We start from the raw sequence: 18,468 nt of genomic DNA, 5'->3' as shown, positions 1-18,468 counted from the left end.
GCCAACTAGGCGGTGTCCTGCGCCTGTTCGCGGATCTTCTCGCTGAGCTGCGGGGGCATCGGCTCGTGCCGGGCGTACCTGCGGCTGAATCGTGCCGTGCCGTGCGAGAGGGAGCGCAGATCCACCGCGTACCGGCCGATCTCGATCTCCGGCACCTCGGCCCGTACGAGGGTGCGGCCGCCCGGCGCCTGTTCGGTGCCGACGACGCGGCCGCGCCGCCCCGACAGATCGCTCATCACCGCGCCCACGTAGTCGTCGCCGACCAGCACCTGGATCTCGGCGACCGGCTCCAGGAGATGGATGCGCGCGTCCGACGCCGCCTCGCGCAGCGCCAGCGCGCCCGCCGTCTGGAACGCCGCGTCGGACGAGTCCACCGAGTGCGCCTTGCCGTCGAGCAGCGTCACCCGTACGTCGATCAGCGGGTATCCGGCGGCAACTCCCCGGCCGGCCTGGGCCCTTACGCCCTTCTCCACGGACGGGATGAACTGCCGCGGCACCGCGCCGCCGACGACCTTGTCCACGAACTCGATGCCCGAGCCGCCGGGCAGCGGCTCCACCTCGATCTCGCAGATCGCGTACTGCCCGTGCCCGCCGGACTGCTTCACATGGCGGCCGCGCCCCGCCGACCTGCCCGCGAACGTCTCCCGCAGGGAGACCTTGTGCGCGACGACGTCGACCTGGACGCCGTAGCGGCTGCGCAGCCGTTCCAGGGCGACGTCCGCGTGCGCCTCGCCCAGACACCACAGCACCACCTGGTGGGTGTCCTGGTTCTGTTCCAGCCGCATCGTCGGGTCCTCCGCGACCAGCCGCGCGAGCCCCTGGGAGAGTTTGTCCTCGTCGGCCTTGCTGTGCGCCTGGATCGCCAGCGGGAGCAGCGGGTCCGGCATGGTCCACGGCGCCATCAGCAGCGGGTCGTCCTTCGCGGAGAGCGTGTCGCCGGTCTCCGCCCGGTTGAGCTTCGCCACGCACGCGAGGTCGCCCGCGATGCAGTGCGTCAGGGTCCGCTGCTGCTTGCCGAAGGGCGCCGACAGCGCGCCGATCCGCTCGTCCACATCATGGTCCTCGTGCCCGCGGTCGGCGAGCCCGTGCCCGGACACGTGCACCGTCTCGTCGGGGCGCAGGGTGCCGGAGAAGACCCGTACGAGAGACACCCGGCCGACATACGGGTCGGACGCGGTCTTCACGACCTCCGCCACCAACGGCCCGTCCGGATCGCAGGACCTGATCTCCCGCGCCTTCCCCCCGGGCGTCGTCACCGAGGGCGCCGCGCGCTCCACCGGCGTCGGGAAACCGCCCGTGATCAGCTCCAGGAGCTCGACCGTGCCGATGCCCTGGCGCGCGCCGTCCGCCGCCGGGGCCGCCGCGAGCACGGGGTGGAAGACACCGCGCGCCACGGCCCGTTCCAGATCCTCGACGAGCGTCTTGACGTCGACGTCCTCGCCGCCGAGATAGCGGTCCATGAGGGTCTCGTCCTCGCTCTCCGCGATGATCCCCTCGATGAGCCGGTTGCGGGCCTCCTCGATCAGCGGCAGCTGGTCGGCGCCCGGCTCGGACTCCTTGCGCTCGCCGGACGCGTAGTCGTACAGCCGCTGCGACAGCAGCCCGATCAGGCCTGTCACGGGCGCGTGCCCGTCCGCCGCCTTCGTGCCGTGCAGCGGCAGGTACAGGGGGAGCACGGCGTCGGGGTCGTCGCCGCCGAAGTACTGGGCGCAGACGCGCGTCATCTCCTCGAAGTCGGCCCGCGCCGCCTCCAGGTGCGTGATCACGATGGCCCGCGGCATGCCGACCGCCGCGCACTCGTCCCACACCATCCGGGTGGCCCCGGCCATCGTCTCGGGCCCGTCGGCCGCAGAGACGACGAAAAGGGCCGCGTCCGCAGCGCGCAGACCGGCCCTCAGCTCCCCGACGAAGTCCGCGTAGCCGGGGGTGTCCAGCAGATTGATCTTGAACCCGCCCCACTCCACCGGGACGAGGGAGAGCTGGACCGAGCGCTGCTGGCGGTGCTCGATCTCGTCGTAGTCGGAGACGCAGGTGCCGTCCTCGACCCGGCCCGCCCTGTTCACCGCCCCCGCGGTCAGCGCGAGAGCCTCCACCAGAGTCGTCTTGCCCGATCCGCTGTGGCCGACCAGCACCACATTCCGTACGGACGCGGGATGGTCGGCCGTCGCTGCCCTGCCGGCGGCTCCGGGGTGTCCGTTCGCCTTGTCGCCCATGTGTCCTTGCCTCCCGGTTCGCTTCCACGGTGAGGTGGCCCTTGTCGGGACGCCGCAATCACGGCACATCACGGCAGGCAGACACGCGAACCCGCGTGTTGGGAGGCGGCTTCGGCGACGCCCGCGGTGCTTTCGAGCTTTCCACTCCGGTCACTGTGCGTCCATACGTCGTACGCGATCGCACGCGCGCGTGGTGGCCCGGCGGCCGATCCCGTGCGCGCGTGGCTACGATGGGCCAGCCGGTGGCCAGAGGGGCCGCGCGGCCCACCGACCCTCGGGAAGGCCATGCTGAACAAGTACGCGCGTGCATTCTTCACGCGTGTCCTCACACCGTTCGCCGCGTTTCTCATCCGTCGCGGGGTCAGCCCCGACACGGTCACGCTCCTCGGTACCGCCGGAGTCGTGGCGGGAGCGCTGGTCTTCTTCCCGCGCGGAGAGTTCTTCTGGGGCACGGTCGTCATCACGCTGTTCGTCTTCTCGGACCTCGTGGACGGCAATATGGCGCGCCAGCTCGGCCGCTCCAGCCGCTGGGGCGCGTTCCTGGACTCCACGCTCGACCGGGTCGCCGACAGCGCCATCTTCGGCGGTCTGGCGCTCTGGTACGCGGGCAGCGGCGACGACAACGTCCTGTGCGCGGTGTCGATCTTCTGCCTCGCCAGCGGCCAGGTCGTGTCGTACACGAAGGCCCGTGGCGAATCGATCGGCCTGCCGGTCGCGGTGAACGGGCTGGTCGAGCGCGCCGAGCGCCTCGTCATCACGCTCGTCGCCGCGGGCTTCGCGGGCCTGCACAAGTTCGGCGTGCCCGGCATCCAGTACCTGCTGCCGGTCGCCCTGTGGATCGTCGCCGTCGGCAGCCTCGTGACGCTGATCCAGCGCGTGGTCACCGTGCGCCGCGAGTCCGCCGAGGCCGAGGCCGAAGCCGCCGCGGCCCAGGAGGAGGCCGCCTCGTGAGCGGCCTGCAGGAACGGATCACCGACGGGCTCTACGGCCTCGGCTGGGCCGGGGTGAAGAAGCTGCCCGAACCGGTCGCGAACCGCCTCGGCCGCACCATCGCGGACGCCGTCTGGAAGAGGCGCGGCAAGGGAGTGCTCCGCCTGGAGGCGAACCTCGCCCGGGTGGTCCCGGACGCGACCTCGCAGCGGCTCGCCCAGCTCTCCAAGGCGGGCATGCGCTCGTACCTGCGCTACTGGATGGAGTCCTTCCGGCTCCCCGCGTGGAGCAAGGAGCGCATCAGGAACGGCTTCACCCCCCAGGACGTCCACCACCTGACCGACGGTCTGGCCTCCGACAAGGGCGTCATCCTCGCGCTGCCCCACATGGGCAACTACGACCTCGCGGGCGCCTGGGTCACCACCAAGCTGGAGACCCCGTTCACGACGGTCGCCGAACGGCTCAAGCCGGAGACCCTGTACGACCGCTTCGTCGCGTACCGGGAGGGCCTCGGCATGGAGGTGCTGCCGCACACCGGCGGCGCCGCCTTCGGCACCCTGGCGCGCCGGCTGCGTGCGGGCGGCCTCGTCTGCCTGGTCGCCGACCGCGATCTGTCGTCGTCCGGCGTCGAGGTGAAGTTCTTCGGCGAGACGACGCGGATGCCCGCGGGACCTGCCATGCTCGCCCAGCAGACGGGCGCCCTGCTGCTGCCGGTCACCCTCTGGTACGACGACTCGGCCATAATGCGCGGCCGTGTCCACCCGCCCATCGACGTACCCGAGACAGGCACGCGTGCCGAAAAGACGTCTGTGATGACGCAGGCGCTGGCCGATGCCTTCGCCACGGGGATCGCGGACCATCCGGAGGACTGGCACATGCTGCAGCGTCTTTGGCTCGCCGACCTCGACACCTTCGAGGAGCGGCCGGCGTGAGGATCGGAATCGTCTGCCCGTACTCCTGGGACGTGCCGGGCGGCGTCCAGTTCCACATCCGCGACCTGGCGGAGCACCTCATCGCCCTGGGGCACGAGGTCTCCGTCCTCGCCCCGGCGGACGACGAGACCCCGCTGCCGCCGTACGTCGTGTCGGCGGGGCGCGCCGTCCCCGTTCCGTACAACGGCTCGGTCGCGCGCCTCAACTTCGGCTTCCTGAGCGCCGCGCGCGTACGCCGCTGGTTGCACGACGGCACCTTCGACGTGATCCACATCCACGAGCCGGCGTCACCGTCGCTCGGGCTGCTGGCCTGCTGGGCGGCGCAGGGACCCATCGTGGCGACCTTCCACACGTCGAACCCGCGCTCGCGGGCGATGATCGCCGCGTACCCGATCCTCCAGCCCGCCCTGGAGAAGATCAGCGCACGCATCGCGGTGAGCGAGTATGCCCGGCGCACGCTGGTCGAGCACCTCGGCGGGGACGCGGTCGTCATCCCCAACGGTGTCGACGTCGACTTCTTCGCGCGGGCCGAGCCGAAGCCCGAGTGGCAGGGCGAGACGCTCGGCTTCATCGGGCGCATCGACGAGCCCCGCAAGGGCCTGCCCGTCCTCATGAAGGCCCTGCCGAAGATCCTCGCCGAGCGCCCGCGGACGCGGCTGCTCGTCGCGGGCCGCGGCGACGAGAAGGAGGCCGTCGAGTCGCTGCCGAAGGACATGCGCGAGCGCGTCGAGTTCCTCGGCATGGTCAGCGACGAGGACAAGGCCCGCTTCCTCGCCAGCGTCGACGTGTACGTCGCCCCGAACACCGGCGGCGAGTCCTTCGGCATCATCCTCGTCGAGGCCATGTCGGCGGGCGCCCCGGTGCTCGCCTCCGACCTGGACGCCTTCGCACAGGTCCTCGACCAGGGCGCGGCCGGCGAGCTCTTCACCAACGAGGACGCCGACGCGCTGGCCACGGCGGCGCTGGGGCTCCTGGGCGACCCGGCCCGGCGCGAGGAACTGCGCGAGCGCGGCAGCAAGCACGTACGCCGCTTCGACTGGTCGACCGTCGGCGCGGACATCCTGTCGGTCTACGAGACGGTGACCCAGGGCGCGGCCGCGGTGGCGGCCGACGAGCGGACCGGGGGACTGAGGTCGCGGTTCGGTCTGGCCAAGGACTGAGTCCGTGACCGGGGCGGCGACGGCCCACAGGTAGCCTTGCCGCCCGTGACCGTCACCCTGATCTGGATCGCCGTCGCGCTCTTCGCGATCGGCCTCTACCTGAGCTGGACCGCGGGCCGTCTCGACCGCCTGCACGCCCGTATCGACGCGGCGCGCGCGGCCCTCGACGCCCAGCTCCTGCGCCGCGCCTCCGTAGCCCAGGAGCTGGCCACGTCGGGCGTGCTCGACCCGGCCGCCTCGATCGTCCTGTACGAGGCCGCGCACGCGGCACGCCAGGCGGAGGAGGAACAGCGCGAGGTCGCGGAGAGCGAGCTCAGCCAGGCGCTCAGGGCGGTGTTCAACGAACCCGACCAGGTCGAGGCGGTCCGCGCGGCCCCCGGCGGCGAGGAAGCCGCGGAGGAGCTCGCCCAGGCCGTGCGCCGGGTCCCCATGGCCCGCCGCTTCCACAACGACGCCGTACGCGCCGCCCGCGCCCTGCGCCGGCACCGCAAGGTCCGCTGGTTCCGGCTCGCCGGACACGCGCCGTTCCCGATGGCGTTCGAGATGGACGACGAGCCGCCGGTGGCGCTGGCGGAACGCGTCGCATGACGCGCGACGAGCGCGGCCTCGGGTACTTCCGGGGCGACCTGCCGATCTACACGCTGACCTTCGCCAAGGGGCTGGCACCGCGGGAGCTCCTGGCCCGCATGGGCGCCGATCCGCAGAGCGTGGCGCTGCGGGATCCCGTGGAGCTCGACGACGAGTACGGCGACACGATCCTCGACGACGTCGAGCCCGTCGTGATCACCGGCACCGACGGCGACTGGACGTGGGCCTGGGAGCAGGGTGGCACGCACGGCCTGGAGGACCGGCTGCTGCACGAGGTGTCGCGGGGGACCGAGGCCGTCGTCCTGCACCACAACGACAAGCCGGTGAACTGGCTGAAGCACGCGGTCGACGGCAGCACGGTGCTCGGGTTCCACGACCTCGGGGGAAGCGGCCTGTCCGGCAGCGATCCACAGCGGTTCGCAGCGCCCATGTCCCGGCTCGGGCTGCTCCCCGGGCAGCCCGGCGAGCCGCACGCCTTTCTGACGTTCCTGGAGGACGCCTTCGGCCTGCGCGTGACCCCTCCGGGGGACGACGAACAGCGCTGGACCGGCAATCTGCTGCCCCTGTAGGGAGTCGGTCACGGAGGCGTCCGCCTGCCGATCCCAGGCAAAAGGAGCCACCGCCTACCCATTGGCCCTTGTAGTGGCCTGGTCCACGGGGGTTTCCTCGGTGCAGCAAGAAGCCTTCTTCACCGAGTGAGGTCACCCGTGTCCACCAGCACCCAGTCCAACGAGACCCCCGCCACCGGCACCGCGCGCGTCAAGCGCGGCATGGCCGAGCAGCTCAAGGGCGGCGTGATCATGGACGTCGTCAACGCCGAGCAGGCGAAGATCGCCGAGGACGCCGGCGCCGTCGCCGTCATGGCCCTGGAGAGGGTGCCCGCCGACATCCGCAAGGACGGCGGCGTGGCCCGGATGTCCGACCCGAACATGATCGAGGAGATCATCGGCGCGGTCTCCATCCCCGTGATGGCCAAGTCCCGCATCGGCCACTTCGTCGAGGCCCAGGTCCTGCAGTCCCTCGGCGTCGACTACATCGACGAGTCCGAGGTCCTCACCCCGGCCGACGAGGTCAACCACAGCGACAAGTTCGCCTTCACGACCCCCTTCGTCTGTGGCGCCACCAACCTGGGCGAGGCCCTGCGCCGCATCGCCGAGGGCGCGGCCATGATCCGCTCCAAGGGCGAGGCCGGCACCGGCAACGTCGTCGAGGCCGTCCGCCACCTGCGCCAGATCAAGAACGAGATCGCCAAGCTGCGCGGCTTTGACAACAACGAGCTGTACGCCGCCGCCAAGGAGCTGCGCGCCCCGTACGAGCTGGTCAAGGAGGTCTCCGAGCTGGGCAAGCTGCCGGTGGTCCTCTTCTCCGCCGGTGGCGTCGCCACCCCGGCCGACGCCGCGCTGATGCGCCAGCTCGGCGCCGAGGGCGTCTTCGTCGGCTCGGGCATCTTCAAGTCGGGCGACCCGGCCAAGCGCGCCGCCGCCATCGTCAAGGCCACCACCTTCTACGACGACCCGAAGGTCATCGCGGACGCCTCCCGCAACCTGGGCGAGGCCATGGTCGGCATCAACTGCGACACCCTCCCCGAGGCCGAGCGCTACGCGAACCGGGGCTGGTGATGACCACCCCCGTGGTCGGAGTGCTCGCGCTCCAGGGCGACGTACGGGAACACCTCGTCGCCCTGGCCGCGGCCGACGCCGTGGCCCGCCCGGTGCGGCGCCCCGAGGAGCTCGCCGAGATCGACGGCCTCGTCATCCCCGGCGGCGAGTCCACGACCATCTCGAAGCTGGCCCACCTCTTCGGCGTGATGGAGCCCCTCCGCGCGCGCGTGCGCGAAGGCATGCCCGTGTACGGCACCTGCGCCGGCCTGATCATGCTCGCCGACAAGATCCTCGACCCGCGCTCGGGCCAGGAGACGGTCGGCGGCATCGACATGATCGTGCGCCGCAACGCCTTCGGACGGCAGAACGAGTCCTTCGAAGCGGCGGTCGACGTACGCGGCGTCGAGGGCGATCCTGTAGAGGGCGTCTTCATCCGCGCCCCCTGGGTCGAGTCCGTGGGCGCGGCCGTGGAGGTGCTCGCCGAGCACGACGGGCACATCGTCGCCGTGCGTCAGGGCAACGCCCTGGCGACGTCCTTCCACCCGGAGCTCACCGGTGATCACCGCATTCACGGCCTGTTCGTGGACATGGTGCGTGAGAGGGACGGGGCGCGAGCCTTGTAGGATCGCTGGCGTTCGTTTCATGAGGTTGGTTACGCGAAGGAGACAGGCAGATGTCCGGCCACTCTAAATGGGCTACGACGAAGCACAAGAAGGCCGTGATCGACGCCAAGCGCGGCAAGCTCTTCGCGAAGCTGATCAAGAACATCGAAGTCGCGGCGCGCATGGGCGGCACGGACATCGAGGGCAACCCGACGCTGTACGACGCCATCCAGAAGGCGAAGAAGCAGTCGGTTCCGAACAAGAACATCGACTCCGCGGTCAAGCGCGGCGGCGGCCTTGAGGCCGGCGGTGCCGACTACGAGACGATCATGTACGAGGGCTACGGTCCGAACGGTGTCGCGGTGCTCATCGAGTGCCTCACCGACAACCGCAACCGTGCCGCCTCCGACGTGCGCGTCGCCATGACCCGCAACGGCGGCAACATGGCCGACCCGGGTTCCGTCTCGTACCTGTTCAACCGCAAGGGCGTCGTGGTCGTCCCCAAGGGTGAACTGAGCGAGGACGACGTCCTGGGCGCCGTGCTCGACGCGGGCGCCGAAGAGGTCAACGACCTGGGCGAGTCCTTCGAGGTGCTCTCCGAGGCCACCGACCTCGTCGCGGTCCGCACCGCCCTGGTGGACGCCGGCATCGACTACGACTCGGCCGACGCCAACTTCGTCCCGACCATGCAGGTCGAGCTCGACGAAGAGGGCGCGCGCAAGATCTTCAAGCTGATCGACGCGCTGGAGGACAGCGACGACGTGCAGAACGTCTTCGCGAACTTCGACGTCTCCGACGAGGTCATGGAGAAGGTCGACGCCTGAGGCGCCTCGGGCGCCTGTGCCGCCTGACCAGCACCGTGAGCGGCGGGCCGACGGGACACACCCCGTCGCCCCGCCGCTTTGTCGGTGCCAGCCGATAGCCTGCACAAACAGACGATCGAGGGATGGGGGCCAGGCGTGCGCGTACTCGGGGTGGACCCGGGGCTCACCCGGTGCGGTGTCGGCGTGGTCGAGGGGATCGCGGGGCGGCCGCTGACCATGCGCGGCGTCGGCGTCGTACGGACCCCTCCGGACGCCGAGCTCGGCCACCGCCTCGTCGCCATCGAGCAGGGCATCGAGCAGTGGCTCGACGAGCACGACCCCGAAGTCCTCGCCGTGGAGCGGGTGTTCAGCCAGCACAACGTCCGTACGGTGATGGGCACCGCCCAGGCCAGTGCCGTCGCCATGCTGTGCGCGTCCCGGCGCGGCATCCCCGTCGCCCTGCACACCCCCAGCGAGGTCAAGGCCGCCGTCACCGGCAGCGGCCGCGCCGACAAGGCGCAGGTGGGCGCCATGGTGACCCGGCTGCTCAGGCTCGACGCGCCGCCCAAGCCCGCCGACGCCGCCGACGCCCTGGCCCTCGCCATCTGCCACATCTGGCGCGCCCCCGCGCAGAACAGACTCCAGCAGGCAGTTGCCCTGCACGCATCCAAAGCACTGAAAGGCCGTACCGCATGATCGCCTTCGTCAGCGGCCCCGTCGCCGCACTCGCCCCCGACGCCGCGGTCGTCGAGGTCGGCGGCATCGGCATGGCCCTCCAGTGCACGCCGAACACGCTGTCCACCCTCCGCATCGGCCAGCAGACCAAGCTCGCCACCTCCCTCGTCGTCCGTGAGGACTCGCTGACCCTCTACGGCTTCGCCGACGACGACGAGAAGCAGACCTTCGAACTGCTCCAGACCGCCAGCGGCGTCGGCCCGCGGCTCGCGCAGGCCATGCTCGCCGTGCACAGCCCCGACGCGCTGCGCCGCGCGGTCGCCACCGGCGACGAGAAGGCCCTCACCGCCGTCCCCGGCATCGGCAAGAAGGGCGCCCAGAAGCTCCTCCTGGAGCTCAAGGACCGGCTCGGCGAGCCCCTCGGCACCGGCGGCCCGGCCATCGGCACGGCCGTGACCAGCGGCTGGCGCGACCAGCTGCACGCCGCGCTGATCGGCCTCGGCTACGCGACCCGCGAGGCGGACGAGGCGGTCGCCGCCGTCACCCCGCAGGCCGAGGCCACGCAGAGCCCGCAGGTCGGCCAGCTCCTCAAGGCGGCCCTGCAGACCCTCAACCGCACCCGCTAGCGGACCCCACCTGCTCACCGACCCTTCGGCTCACGTAACGCGAGGCACACCACATGAACTGGGACGAGACGACCGACGAGGCCACCCCGCAGGCGGCGGACCGGCTCGTCGGAGCGTCCGCCGACGGTGAGGACCAGGCGGTCGAGGCGGCCCTGCGCCCCAAGGACCTGGGCGAATTCATCGGCCAGGAGAAGGTCAGGGAGCAGCTCGACCTGGTGCTGCGCGCCGCCCGCGCGCGCGGCGCCACCGCCGACCACGTCCTGCTCTCCGGCGCCCCCGGCCTCGGCAAGACCACCCTCTCCATGATCATCGCCGCGGAGATGGGCGCCCCGATCCGCATCACGAGCGGCCCCGCGATCCAGCACGCCGGTGACCTGGCCGCGATCCTCTCCTCCCTCCAGGAGGGCGAGGTCCTCTTCCTCGACGAGATCCACCGGATGTCCCGGCCCGCCGAGGAGATGCTCTACATGGCGATGGAGGACTTCCGCGTCGACGTCATCGTCGGCAAGGGCCCCGGCGCCACCGCCATCCCGCTCGAACTGCCCCCGTTCACGCTGGTCGGCGCCACCACGCGCGCGGGCCTGCTGCCGCCCCCGCTGCGCGACCGCTTCGGTTTCACCGCGCACATGGAGTTCTACGAGCCGACCGAGCTCCAGCGGGTCATCCACCGTTCCGCCGGACTCCTCGACGTGGAGATCGACCCGGCCGGCGCGGCCGAGATCGCCGGACGCTCCCGCGGCACCCCGCGCATCGCCAACCGCTTGCTGCGCCGCGTGCGCGACTACGCCCAGGTCAAGGCCGACGGCCACATCACCCGGGACATCGCGGCGGCGGCCCTCGGGGTCTACGAGGTGGACGGCCGCGGCCTCGACCGCCTCGACCGCGCCGTCCTGGAGGCGCTCCTCAAGCTGTTCGGCGGCGGACCTGTGGGACTTTCGACACTTGCTGTCGCTGTGGGGGAGGAGCGTGAGACCGTGGAAGAGGTGGCCGAGCCCTTCCTCGTACGCGAAGGTCTCCTGGCCAGAACGCCCCGCGGCAGGGTCGCCACCCCGGCCGCATGGAGCCACCTCGGACTCACCGCGCCTCAGGGAAAGCCGGGCGCAAGGGGACAACAGGACCTCTTCGGGGCGTGACGGCGCGGGTACTCGCGGCGGCTGGAACCCCGGTGCCATGCTGAGCGTTGTTCCCAGATGGCGGACTCGCTTAGACTCCGCCGACGTCGTTCTTGAGGTTTGAGGACGACGGCCGACCCCCAACCCCCGACAAGGCCGCACTCCGGCGCGGTCGCCTGAAGGAAGTTTCCACCCGTGAGTCTCGTGACCCTCCTCCCGTTCATCGTGCTCATCGGGGCCATGTTCCTGATGACCCGGTCTGCCAAGAAGAAGCAGCAGCAGGCCGCGAGCATGCGCAATGAGATGCAGCCCGGTTCCGGCGTCCGCACGATCGGGGGCATGTACGCCACGGTCAAGGAGGTCAACGAGGACACGGTCCTCCTCGACGCCGGCCCCGGCGTCCACCTGATGTTCGCGAAGAACGCGATCGGTGCCGTGCTCTCCGACGACGAGTACAACCGCATCGTCCACGGCCCCGACGCGGTCGACGACGAGCTGACCGACGGCGCCGTCGTGCCGGACGACGCGTCGTCTCTGACCGGCCCCTCCGAGACCGACGAGACCGCCGCCGACGACTCGCGCATCGACCTCGGCAAGAAGGACGAGGCCGACGAGGCCGCCGAGACCGACGATGCCACCAAGGCCGACGACGCCGAGGTGAAGAAGACCGACGGCGAGTCCGACGCGAAGTAGTCACGACCTGGGCCGGGGGACGTCCGCTTGCGTCCCCGCGGTTCCGGTTCGTGCGTGACGCGCGAGGATTCTCGACCATTTCATGGCCGTCCAGGCACGCATCCCCGATGCCGGGCGGATGGAGAGGGAGTACGAGAAGGTGGCCACACCTAAAAAGAGCCGAGGGGCAGGTGCCCAGAGCAAGCCGGGCCGTGCCCTGAGCCTGATCGCGATCATCATGGTCGCGCTCGTCGGGGGGATGTTCCTCTCCGGCACGTTCACTCCGCGCCTGGGCATCGACCTGGCGGGCGGCACCAGCATCACCCTGCAGGCCAAGAACGAGCCGGGCAAGCCCAACGCGATCAACAAGACCAACATGGACACGGCGGCGGACATCATCAACCGCCGTGTCAACGGCATGGGTGTCTCCGAGGCCGAGGTCCAGACGCAGGGCAACAACAACATCATCGTCAACATCCCGAAGGGGACGAACGAGAAGCAGGCGCGCGACCAGGTCGGCACGACCGCGCAGCTCTACTTCCGCCCCGTCCTCACGCTGGCCTCCGGCTCGCCCTCGGCGGACTCCTCCGCCAGCCCGTCGCCGAGCGCCTCCTCCAGCAGCAAGGCGACCGACAAGGCCACGGACAAGGCGTCGTCCTCCGCGACCCCGTCCGCCTCCGCCTCCGCGTCCGCGACCTCCCAGGGCCGCGCCGTCACCGACGCCCTCAAGGCCGATGCCACGCCCAGCTCCTCCGCGAGCGCGAGCAGCAGCGCCGACGCCAAGGCGTCCAGCTCGGCGTCCCCGTCGGCGAGCGCCTCGGCGGACCCGGCGACGACCGCCCTCGAGAAGAAGTTCACCGCGCTCGACTGCACCGACAAGAAGGCGCGTACGCAGATCAACGAGGGCGCCAAGGCGACTGACACGATCATCGCCTGTGGCACGGACTCGTCCGGCGCGTGGGTGAAGTACATCCTCGGCCCGTCCGAGGTGAACGGCAAGGACGTCAAGAAGGCCCAGGCGGTCATCAACCAGCAGTCCGGCCAGTGGGTCGTCAACATGGACTTCACGGGCTCCGGCTCGAAGAAGTTCGCCGCGACGACGACGAAGCTCAAGGACCAGCAGCAGCCGATGAACCAGTTCGCCATCGTGCTCGACGGCGACGTGGTCTCCGCCCCCAGCGTCAGCTCGACGCTGAGCGCCTCCGCCGAGATCTCCGGCAGCTTCACCCAGGAGTCCGCCCAGGACCTGGCCAACGTGCTGTCCTACGGCGCCCTGCCGCTCACCTTCCACGAGCAGTCCGTCACCTCGGTGACCGCGGCGCTCGGTGGTGAGCAGCTGCACGCCGGTCTGATCGCCGGCGCCATCGGCCTGGCCCTGGTCGTCATCTACCTGGTGGTCTACTACCGGGGCCTGTCGGTCATCGCCCTCGCCTCGCTGATCACGTCCGGCATCCTGACGTACACGATCATGACGCTGCTCGGCCCGGCCATCGGCTTCGCGCTGAACCTGCCGGCCGTCTGCGGCGCCATCGTGGCCATCGGTATCACCGCGGACTCGTTCATCGTGTTCTTCGAACGGATCCGGGACGAGATCAGGGAAGGCCGCTCCGTGCGGCCCGCCGTGGAGCGTGCCTGGCCGCGCGCCCGGCGCACCATCCTGGTCTCCGACTTCGTGTCGTTCCTCGCGGCCGCGGTGCTCTACATCGTGACCGTCGGCAAGGTCCAGGGCTTCGCGTTCACGCTCGGCCTGACCACCCTGCTCGACGTGGTCGTGGTCTTCCTCTTCACGAAGCCGCTGATGACGCTCCTGGCCCGGACGAAGTTCTTCACCGGCGGACACAAGTGGTCCGGTCTCGACCCCAAGCGACTCGGCGTCCAGCCCCCGCTGCGCCGCACCCGCCGCGCCACCCGTCCTGTCGACCCGAAGGAGGCGTGAGATGTCGAAGCTCGGCACTCTCGGCGCCAAGCTCTACCGCGGTGAGGTCGGCTACGACTTCATCGGCAAGCGCAAGATCTGGTACGGCGTCTCGATCCTGATCACCATCACGGCGATCCTGGGTCTGGCGGTGCGCGGCCTGAACATGGGCATCGAGTTCGAGGGCGGCGCCGTCTTCACGACGCCCAAGACCTCCGTCTCCGCCGCCCAGGCGGAGAAGTACGCGGAGAACGCCTCCGGTCACGACGCGATCGTGCAGGAGCTCGGCACGGGCGGCCTGCGCATCCAGGTCGCCGGTATCGACACCGGCAAGTCGGACCAGATCAAGGCCGAACTGTCCAAGGACATGGACATCAAGGCCGACGACATCAACGCCGACCTGGTGGGCCCCAGCTGGGGTGAGACCATCGCCAACAAGGCCTGGCAGGGTCTGGCGATCTTCATGGTGCTCGTCGTGATCTACCTGGCGATCGCCTTCGAGTGGCGGATGGCGGTCGCGGCCCTGGTCGCGCTCATCCACGACATCACCATCACCGTCGGGATCTACGCCCTGGTGGGCTTCGAGGTCACGCCGGGCACGGTGATCGGTCTGCTCACGATCCTCGGTTACTCGCTCTACGACACCGTCGTCGTCTTCGACTCCCTCAAGGAACAGACGAAGGGCATCGAGAAGCAGACCCGCTGGACGTACAGCGAGATCGCCAACCGTTCGATCAACGGCACGCTGGTCCGCTCGATCAACACCACGGTCGTGGCGCTGCTGCCGGTGGCGGGCCTGCTGTTCATCGGCGGCGGCTTCCTCGGCGCCGGCATGCTGAACGACATCTCGCTGTCGCTCTTCGTCGGCCTCGCCGCCGGTGCGTACTCGTCGATCTTCATCGCCACTCCGCTGGTCGCCGACCTCAAGGAGCGCGAGCCGAAGATGAAGGCGCTCAAGAAGCGGGTTCTCGCCAAGCGCGCCGCCACCGCGGCCAAGGCCGAGACGGCCGCCGCGGTCGTCGGCCAGCAGGCGGAGGCCCCGCAGGACGACGACCACGAGGACGCCACCCCTGCGGGCGCGGGACCGCGCACCCAGCCGGCCCGCAACCGCGGCCGCGGCCGCCCCTCGGGCAAGCGCCGCTGACCCGTCGGTCCGTACCTGCGAGGGCGCCAGGAGCTGCGACGCTCCCGGCGCCCTCGTCGTGTGCGCACCGACGCGACTGCTAGGGTTGACGATCGCGCGGACCCGCCCGAAACGGCCGGGGAAAAACCCTTCACACACTCGCTGAGGTGCAGAAATGACCGACATCAAGGAGCTGCTCCTCAGCCGCATCCGTGATGTGCAGGACTACCCGGAGCCCGGCGTCCTCTTCAAGGACATCACCCCGCTGCTCGCGGACCCGCCGGCTTTCACGGCCCTCACCGACGCACTCGCCGAGCTCTGCGTCCGCCACGGCGCCACCAAGGTCGTCGGCCTGGAGGCGCGCGGCTTCATCCTCGGCGCCCCGGTCGCCGTGCGCGCGGGCCTAGGTTTCATCCCCGTACGCAAGGCGGGCAAGCTCCCCGGAGCGACGCTCTCGCAGTCCTACGACCTCGAGTACGGGTCCGCCGAGATCGAGGTGCACGCCGAGGATCTGTCCGGCGACGACCGCGTCATGGTCATCGACGACGTGCTGGCCACCGGCGGCACCGCCGAGGCCGCCCTGCACCTGATCCGCCGTGCGGGCGCCGAGGTCGCGGGCGTCGCGGTCCTGATGGAGCTCGGCTTCCTGCCCGGCCGTGCGCGCCTGGAGCCCGCACTGCAGGGCGCCCCCCTCGACGCCCTGCTGGTGGTCTGAAACCCCAGCTCACAGCCTTGGAGGCGGGCCCGGAGGAATCCGGCGCCCGCCTCTGCTGTTTCTTCAGTTGAAGGTTGTCTCACCGGCCGAATACGTTCGGTGGGCGCCGGATCGATACCATGGGCTCTCCGGGACCTGAACGGGGGACCCGTCGCGCACGAGGAGCGCCGTTGCCAGACGAGGCCAAGCCACTCACCGCCGCCACGACCGACCACCAGGCAGCATCGGGCGCGGCTCCCTCCGGCACGCCCGCGAACGGTGCGAAGCCCGCTCCGCCGCCCGGCACCAAGGCGGCCGAGTCGCCGCGCCCCAAGCCCGCCGCCGAGCCGGCCCGGCCCACGCCACCGCCCGCGAGTCCCTCCCGGGCCGCCACGCATCAGCCGGCCGCCCGCTCCGGCTCCTCCAACCGCGTCCGTGCCCGCCTGGCCCGGCTCGGCGTGCAGCGCTCGAACCCGTACAACCCGGTCCTGGAGCCGCTGCTGCGGATAGTGCGCAGCAACGACCCCAAGATCGAGACGTCCACGCTGCGCCAGATCGAGCGCGCCTACCAGGTCGCCGAGCGCTGGCACCGCGGCCAGAAGCGCAAGAGCGGCGACCCGTACATCACGCACCCGCTCGCCGTCACCACGATCCTCGCCGAGCTGGGCATGGATCCGGCCACTTTGATGGCCGGTCTGCTCCACGACACCGTCGAGGACACCGAGTACGGCCTGGACACCCTGCGCCGTGACTTCGGCGACCAGGTCGCGCTGCTCGTCGACGGCGTGACCAAGCTGGACAAGGTCAAGTTCGGCGAGGCCGCGCAGGCCGAGACCGTGCGCAAGATGGTCGTCGCCATGGCGAAGGACCCGCGCGTCCTCGTCATCAAGCTCGCCGACCGCCTGCACAACATGCGCACCATGCGGTACCTCAAGCGCGAGAAGCAGGAGAAGAAGGCGCGCGAGACCCTGGAGATCTACGCGCCGCTCGCCCACCGCCTGGGCATGAACACCATCAAGTGGGAGCTGGAGGACCTCGCGTTCGCGATCCTCTACCCCAAGATGTACGACGAGATCGTGCGGCTCGTGGCCGAGCGCGCGCCCAAGCGCGACGAGTACCTGGCCATAGTGACCGACGAGGTGCAGAGCGATCTGCGCGCGGCCCGCATCAAGGCGACCGTCACCGGCCGCCCGAAGCACTACTACAGCGTCTACCAGAAGATGATCGTCCGCGGCCGTGACTTCGCGGAGATCTACGACCTGGTGGGCATCAGGGTGCTGGTGGACACCGTCCGGGACTGCTACGCGGCCCTCGGCACCGTCCACGCGCGATGGAACCCGGTCCCCGGCCGGTTCAAGGACTACATCGCGATGCCCAAGTTCAACATGTACCAGTCGCTGCACACGACGGTGATCGGCCCCAACGGCAAGCCTGTCGAGCTGCAGATCCGTACGTTCGACATGCACCGCCGTGCCGAGTACGGCATCGCCGCGCACTGGAAGTACAAGCAGGAGGCCGTCGCGGGCGCCTCCAAGGTGCGCTCCGACGCGCCCAAGGGCGGCGGCAAGGACGACCACCTCAACGACATGGCGTGGCTGCGCCAGTTGCTCGACTGGCAGAAGGAGACGGAGGACCCGGGCGAGTTCCTGGAGTCCCTGCGCTTCGACCTCTCGCGCAACGAGGTGTTCGTCTTCACGCCGAAGGGCGACGTCATAGCGCTGCCGGCCGGGGCCACCCCGGTGGACTTCGCGTACGCGGTCCACACGGAGGTCGGCCACCGGACCATAGGAGCACGCGTCAACGGACGCCTCGTGCCCCTCGAATCCACCTTGGACAACGGCGACTTGGTGGAGGTCTTCACCTCCAAGGCGGCCGGCGCGGGCCCGTCCCGCGACTGGCTCGGCTTCGTCAAGTCACCGCGTGCGCGCAACAAGATCCGTGCCTGGTTCTCCAAGGAGCGCCGCGACGAGGCGATCGAGCAGGGCAAGGACGCCATCGCGCGCGCCATGCGCAAGCAGAACCTGCCGATCCAGCGGATTCTGACGGGGGATTCACTCGTCACGCTCGCGCACGAGATGCGCTACCCCGACATCTCGTCGCTGTACGCGGCGATCGGCGAGGGCCATGTCGCGGCGCAGTCGGTGGTGCAAAAGCTCGTCCAGGCGCTCGGTGGCGAAGAAGCCGCCAACGAGGACATCGCCGAGAGCGCGCCGCCCGCGCGCGGCCGTTCCAAGCGCCGCTCGAACGCGGACCCGGGTGTCGTGGTCAAGGGCGTCGACGACGTCTGGGTGAAGCTGGCGCGCTGCTGCACGCCGGTGCCCGGTGACCCGATCATCGGCTTCGTCACGCGGGGCAGCGGCGTATCGGTTCACCGCAGCGACTGCGTGAACGTGGACTCGCTCTCCCGTGAGCCCGAGCGCATCCTCGAGGTCGAGTGGGCGCCGACGCAGTCCTCGGTCTTCCTCGTCGCGATCCAGGTCGAGGCGCTGGACCGCTCGCGGCTGCTGTCGGACGTGACGCGAGTCCTGTCGGACCAGCACGTCAACATCCTGTCCGCGGCGGTGCAGACGTCCCGGGACCGGGTGGCCACGTCGCGCTTCACGTTCGAGATGGGCGACCCGAAGCATCTCGGTCACGTCCTGAAGGCGGTACGGGGCGTGGAGGGCGTGTACGACGTGTACCGGGTGACATCGGCGCGGAGGCCCTGAGCCCGGCCTCGTCAAGGGCGCGGGGAACTGCGCGACCAACCGGGACGGCGCTGCACCCGGCGATGGTGGGGCCGGGCCGAGCTGGAGGCCGGTCGGAGTGCCTGCCCGGCGCTG

17 protein-coding genes are annotated in these 18,468 nt (G+C 70.4%); 16 read left to right on the top strand and 1 reads right to left on the bottom strand.

Going from position 1 to position 18,468, the window contains the following annotated elements; translation table 11 throughout:
• Positions 1–5 precede the first annotated feature (5 nt).
• The gene (locus tag J3486_RS10255) at positions 6–2,213 is read right to left on the bottom strand and encodes an elongation factor G-like protein EF-G2 (RefSeq protein ID WP_207819895.1); all 2,208 of its coding nucleotides are present in this window, start codon (positions 2,211–2,213) and stop codon (positions 6–8) included.
• A gap of 285 nt (positions 2,214–2,498) precedes the next feature.
• On the opposite strand from J3486_RS10255, the gene pgsA reads away from it, so the two are divergent.
• The 16 genes from pgsA to J3486_RS10175 all read left to right on the top strand — a co-directional run bounded on the left by pgsA (position 2,499) and on the right by J3486_RS10175 (position 18,354).
• Positions 2,499–3,164, top strand: a complete 666-nt coding sequence (gene pgsA / locus J3486_RS10250; RefSeq protein WP_207819894.1) for a phosphatidylinositol phosphate synthase — start codon at positions 2,499–2,501, stop codon at positions 3,162–3,164.
• Positions 3,161–4,075, top strand: a complete 915-nt coding sequence (locus tag J3486_RS10245; RefSeq protein WP_207819893.1) for a phosphatidylinositol mannoside acyltransferase — start codon at positions 3,161–3,163, stop codon at positions 4,073–4,075. Before pgsA ends, J3486_RS10245 begins: the two co-directional genes overlap by 4 nt.
• On the top strand, positions 4,072–5,235 hold the full coding sequence (locus tag J3486_RS10240; protein ID WP_207819892.1) for a glycosyltransferase family 4 protein: 1,164 nt from the start codon (positions 4,072–4,074) through the stop codon (positions 5,233–5,235). The genes J3486_RS10245 and J3486_RS10240 overlap by 4 nt, the downstream gene beginning before the upstream one ends.
• Positions 5,236–5,280: 45 nt before the next feature.
• A complete protein-coding gene (locus J3486_RS10235) occupies positions 5,281–5,823 on the top strand; it encodes a hypothetical protein (protein WP_207819891.1) in 543 nt (180 codons plus the stop codon).
• Positions 5,820–6,392: a DUF6461 domain-containing protein gene (locus J3486_RS10230; RefSeq protein ID WP_229377815.1), complete on the top strand. Its 573-nt coding sequence runs from the start codon at positions 5,820–5,822 to the stop codon at positions 6,390–6,392. Before J3486_RS10235 ends, J3486_RS10230 begins: the two co-directional genes overlap by 4 nt.
• A 138-nt stretch (positions 6,393–6,530) precedes the next feature.
• On the top strand, positions 6,531–7,442 hold the full coding sequence (gene pdxS / locus J3486_RS10225; protein ID WP_374194712.1) for a pyridoxal 5'-phosphate synthase lyase subunit PdxS: 912 nt from the start codon (positions 6,531–6,533) through the stop codon (positions 7,440–7,442).
• Positions 7,442–8,047, top strand: a complete 606-nt coding sequence (gene pdxT / locus J3486_RS10220; protein WP_207819889.1) for a pyridoxal 5'-phosphate synthase glutaminase subunit PdxT — start codon at positions 7,442–7,444, stop codon at positions 8,045–8,047. The genes pdxS and pdxT overlap by 1 nt, the downstream gene beginning before the upstream one ends.
• A 50-nt stretch (positions 8,048–8,097) precedes the next feature.
• Positions 8,098–8,850, top strand: a complete 753-nt coding sequence (locus J3486_RS10215) for a YebC/PmpR family DNA-binding transcriptional regulator (RefSeq protein WP_207819888.1) — start codon at positions 8,098–8,100, stop codon at positions 8,848–8,850.
• A 135-nt stretch (positions 8,851–8,985) separates the two neighbouring features.
• Positions 8,986–9,525, top strand: coding sequence for a crossover junction endodeoxyribonuclease RuvC (gene ruvC / locus J3486_RS10210; RefSeq protein ID WP_207819887.1), 540 nt, complete (start codon positions 8,986–8,988; stop codon positions 9,523–9,525).
• Positions 9,522–10,130, top strand: a complete 609-nt coding sequence (gene ruvA / locus J3486_RS10205; protein WP_207819886.1) for a Holliday junction branch migration protein RuvA — start codon at positions 9,522–9,524, stop codon at positions 10,128–10,130. Before ruvC ends, ruvA begins: the two co-directional genes overlap by 4 nt.
• A gap of 53 nt (positions 10,131–10,183) precedes the next feature.
• Positions 10,184–11,263 carry a Holliday junction branch migration DNA helicase RuvB gene (gene ruvB / locus J3486_RS10200; RefSeq protein ID WP_207819885.1) on the top strand — a complete coding sequence of 360 codons (1,080 nt, stop codon included), beginning with the start codon at positions 10,184–10,186 and terminating at the stop codon, positions 11,261–11,263.
• A gap of 174 nt (positions 11,264–11,437) precedes the next feature.
• Entirely contained in the window at positions 11,438–11,935 is a 498-nt protein-coding gene (gene yajC / locus J3486_RS10195; protein WP_207819884.1) for a preprotein translocase subunit YajC, read from the top strand.
• Positions 11,936–12,074: 139 nt separating this feature from the next.
• Positions 12,075–13,850, top strand: coding sequence for a protein translocase subunit SecD (gene secD, locus J3486_RS10190; RefSeq protein WP_207820271.1), 1,776 nt, complete (start codon positions 12,075–12,077; stop codon positions 13,848–13,850).
• A gap of 1 nt (position 13,851) precedes the next feature.
• Positions 13,852–14,973, top strand: a complete 1,122-nt coding sequence (gene secF, locus J3486_RS10185; protein WP_207819883.1) for a protein translocase subunit SecF — start codon at positions 13,852–13,854, stop codon at positions 14,971–14,973.
• A gap of 154 nt (positions 14,974–15,127) precedes the next feature.
• Positions 15,128–15,667 carry an adenine phosphoribosyltransferase gene (locus J3486_RS10180; protein ID WP_207819882.1) on the top strand — a complete coding sequence of 180 codons (540 nt, stop codon included), beginning with the start codon at positions 15,128–15,130 and terminating at the stop codon, positions 15,665–15,667.
• 170 nt (positions 15,668–15,837) lie between these two features.
• On the top strand, positions 15,838–18,354 hold the full coding sequence (locus tag J3486_RS10175; protein ID WP_207819881.1) for a bifunctional (p)ppGpp synthetase/guanosine-3',5'-bis(diphosphate) 3'-pyrophosphohydrolase: 2,517 nt from the start codon (positions 15,838–15,840) through the stop codon (positions 18,352–18,354).
• Positions 18,355–18,468 lie beyond the last annotated feature (114 nt).

It is taken from the genome of Streptomyces sp. VRA16 Mangrove soil, from assembly GCF_017377775.1.
In the GTDB taxonomy this organism is placed as follows: Bacteria; Actinomycetota; Actinomycetes; order Streptomycetales; family Streptomycetaceae; genus Streptomyces.
The sequence above is the reverse complement of the archived record's forward strand: the minus strand, read 5'-3'. Positions and strand labels throughout refer to the sequence as shown.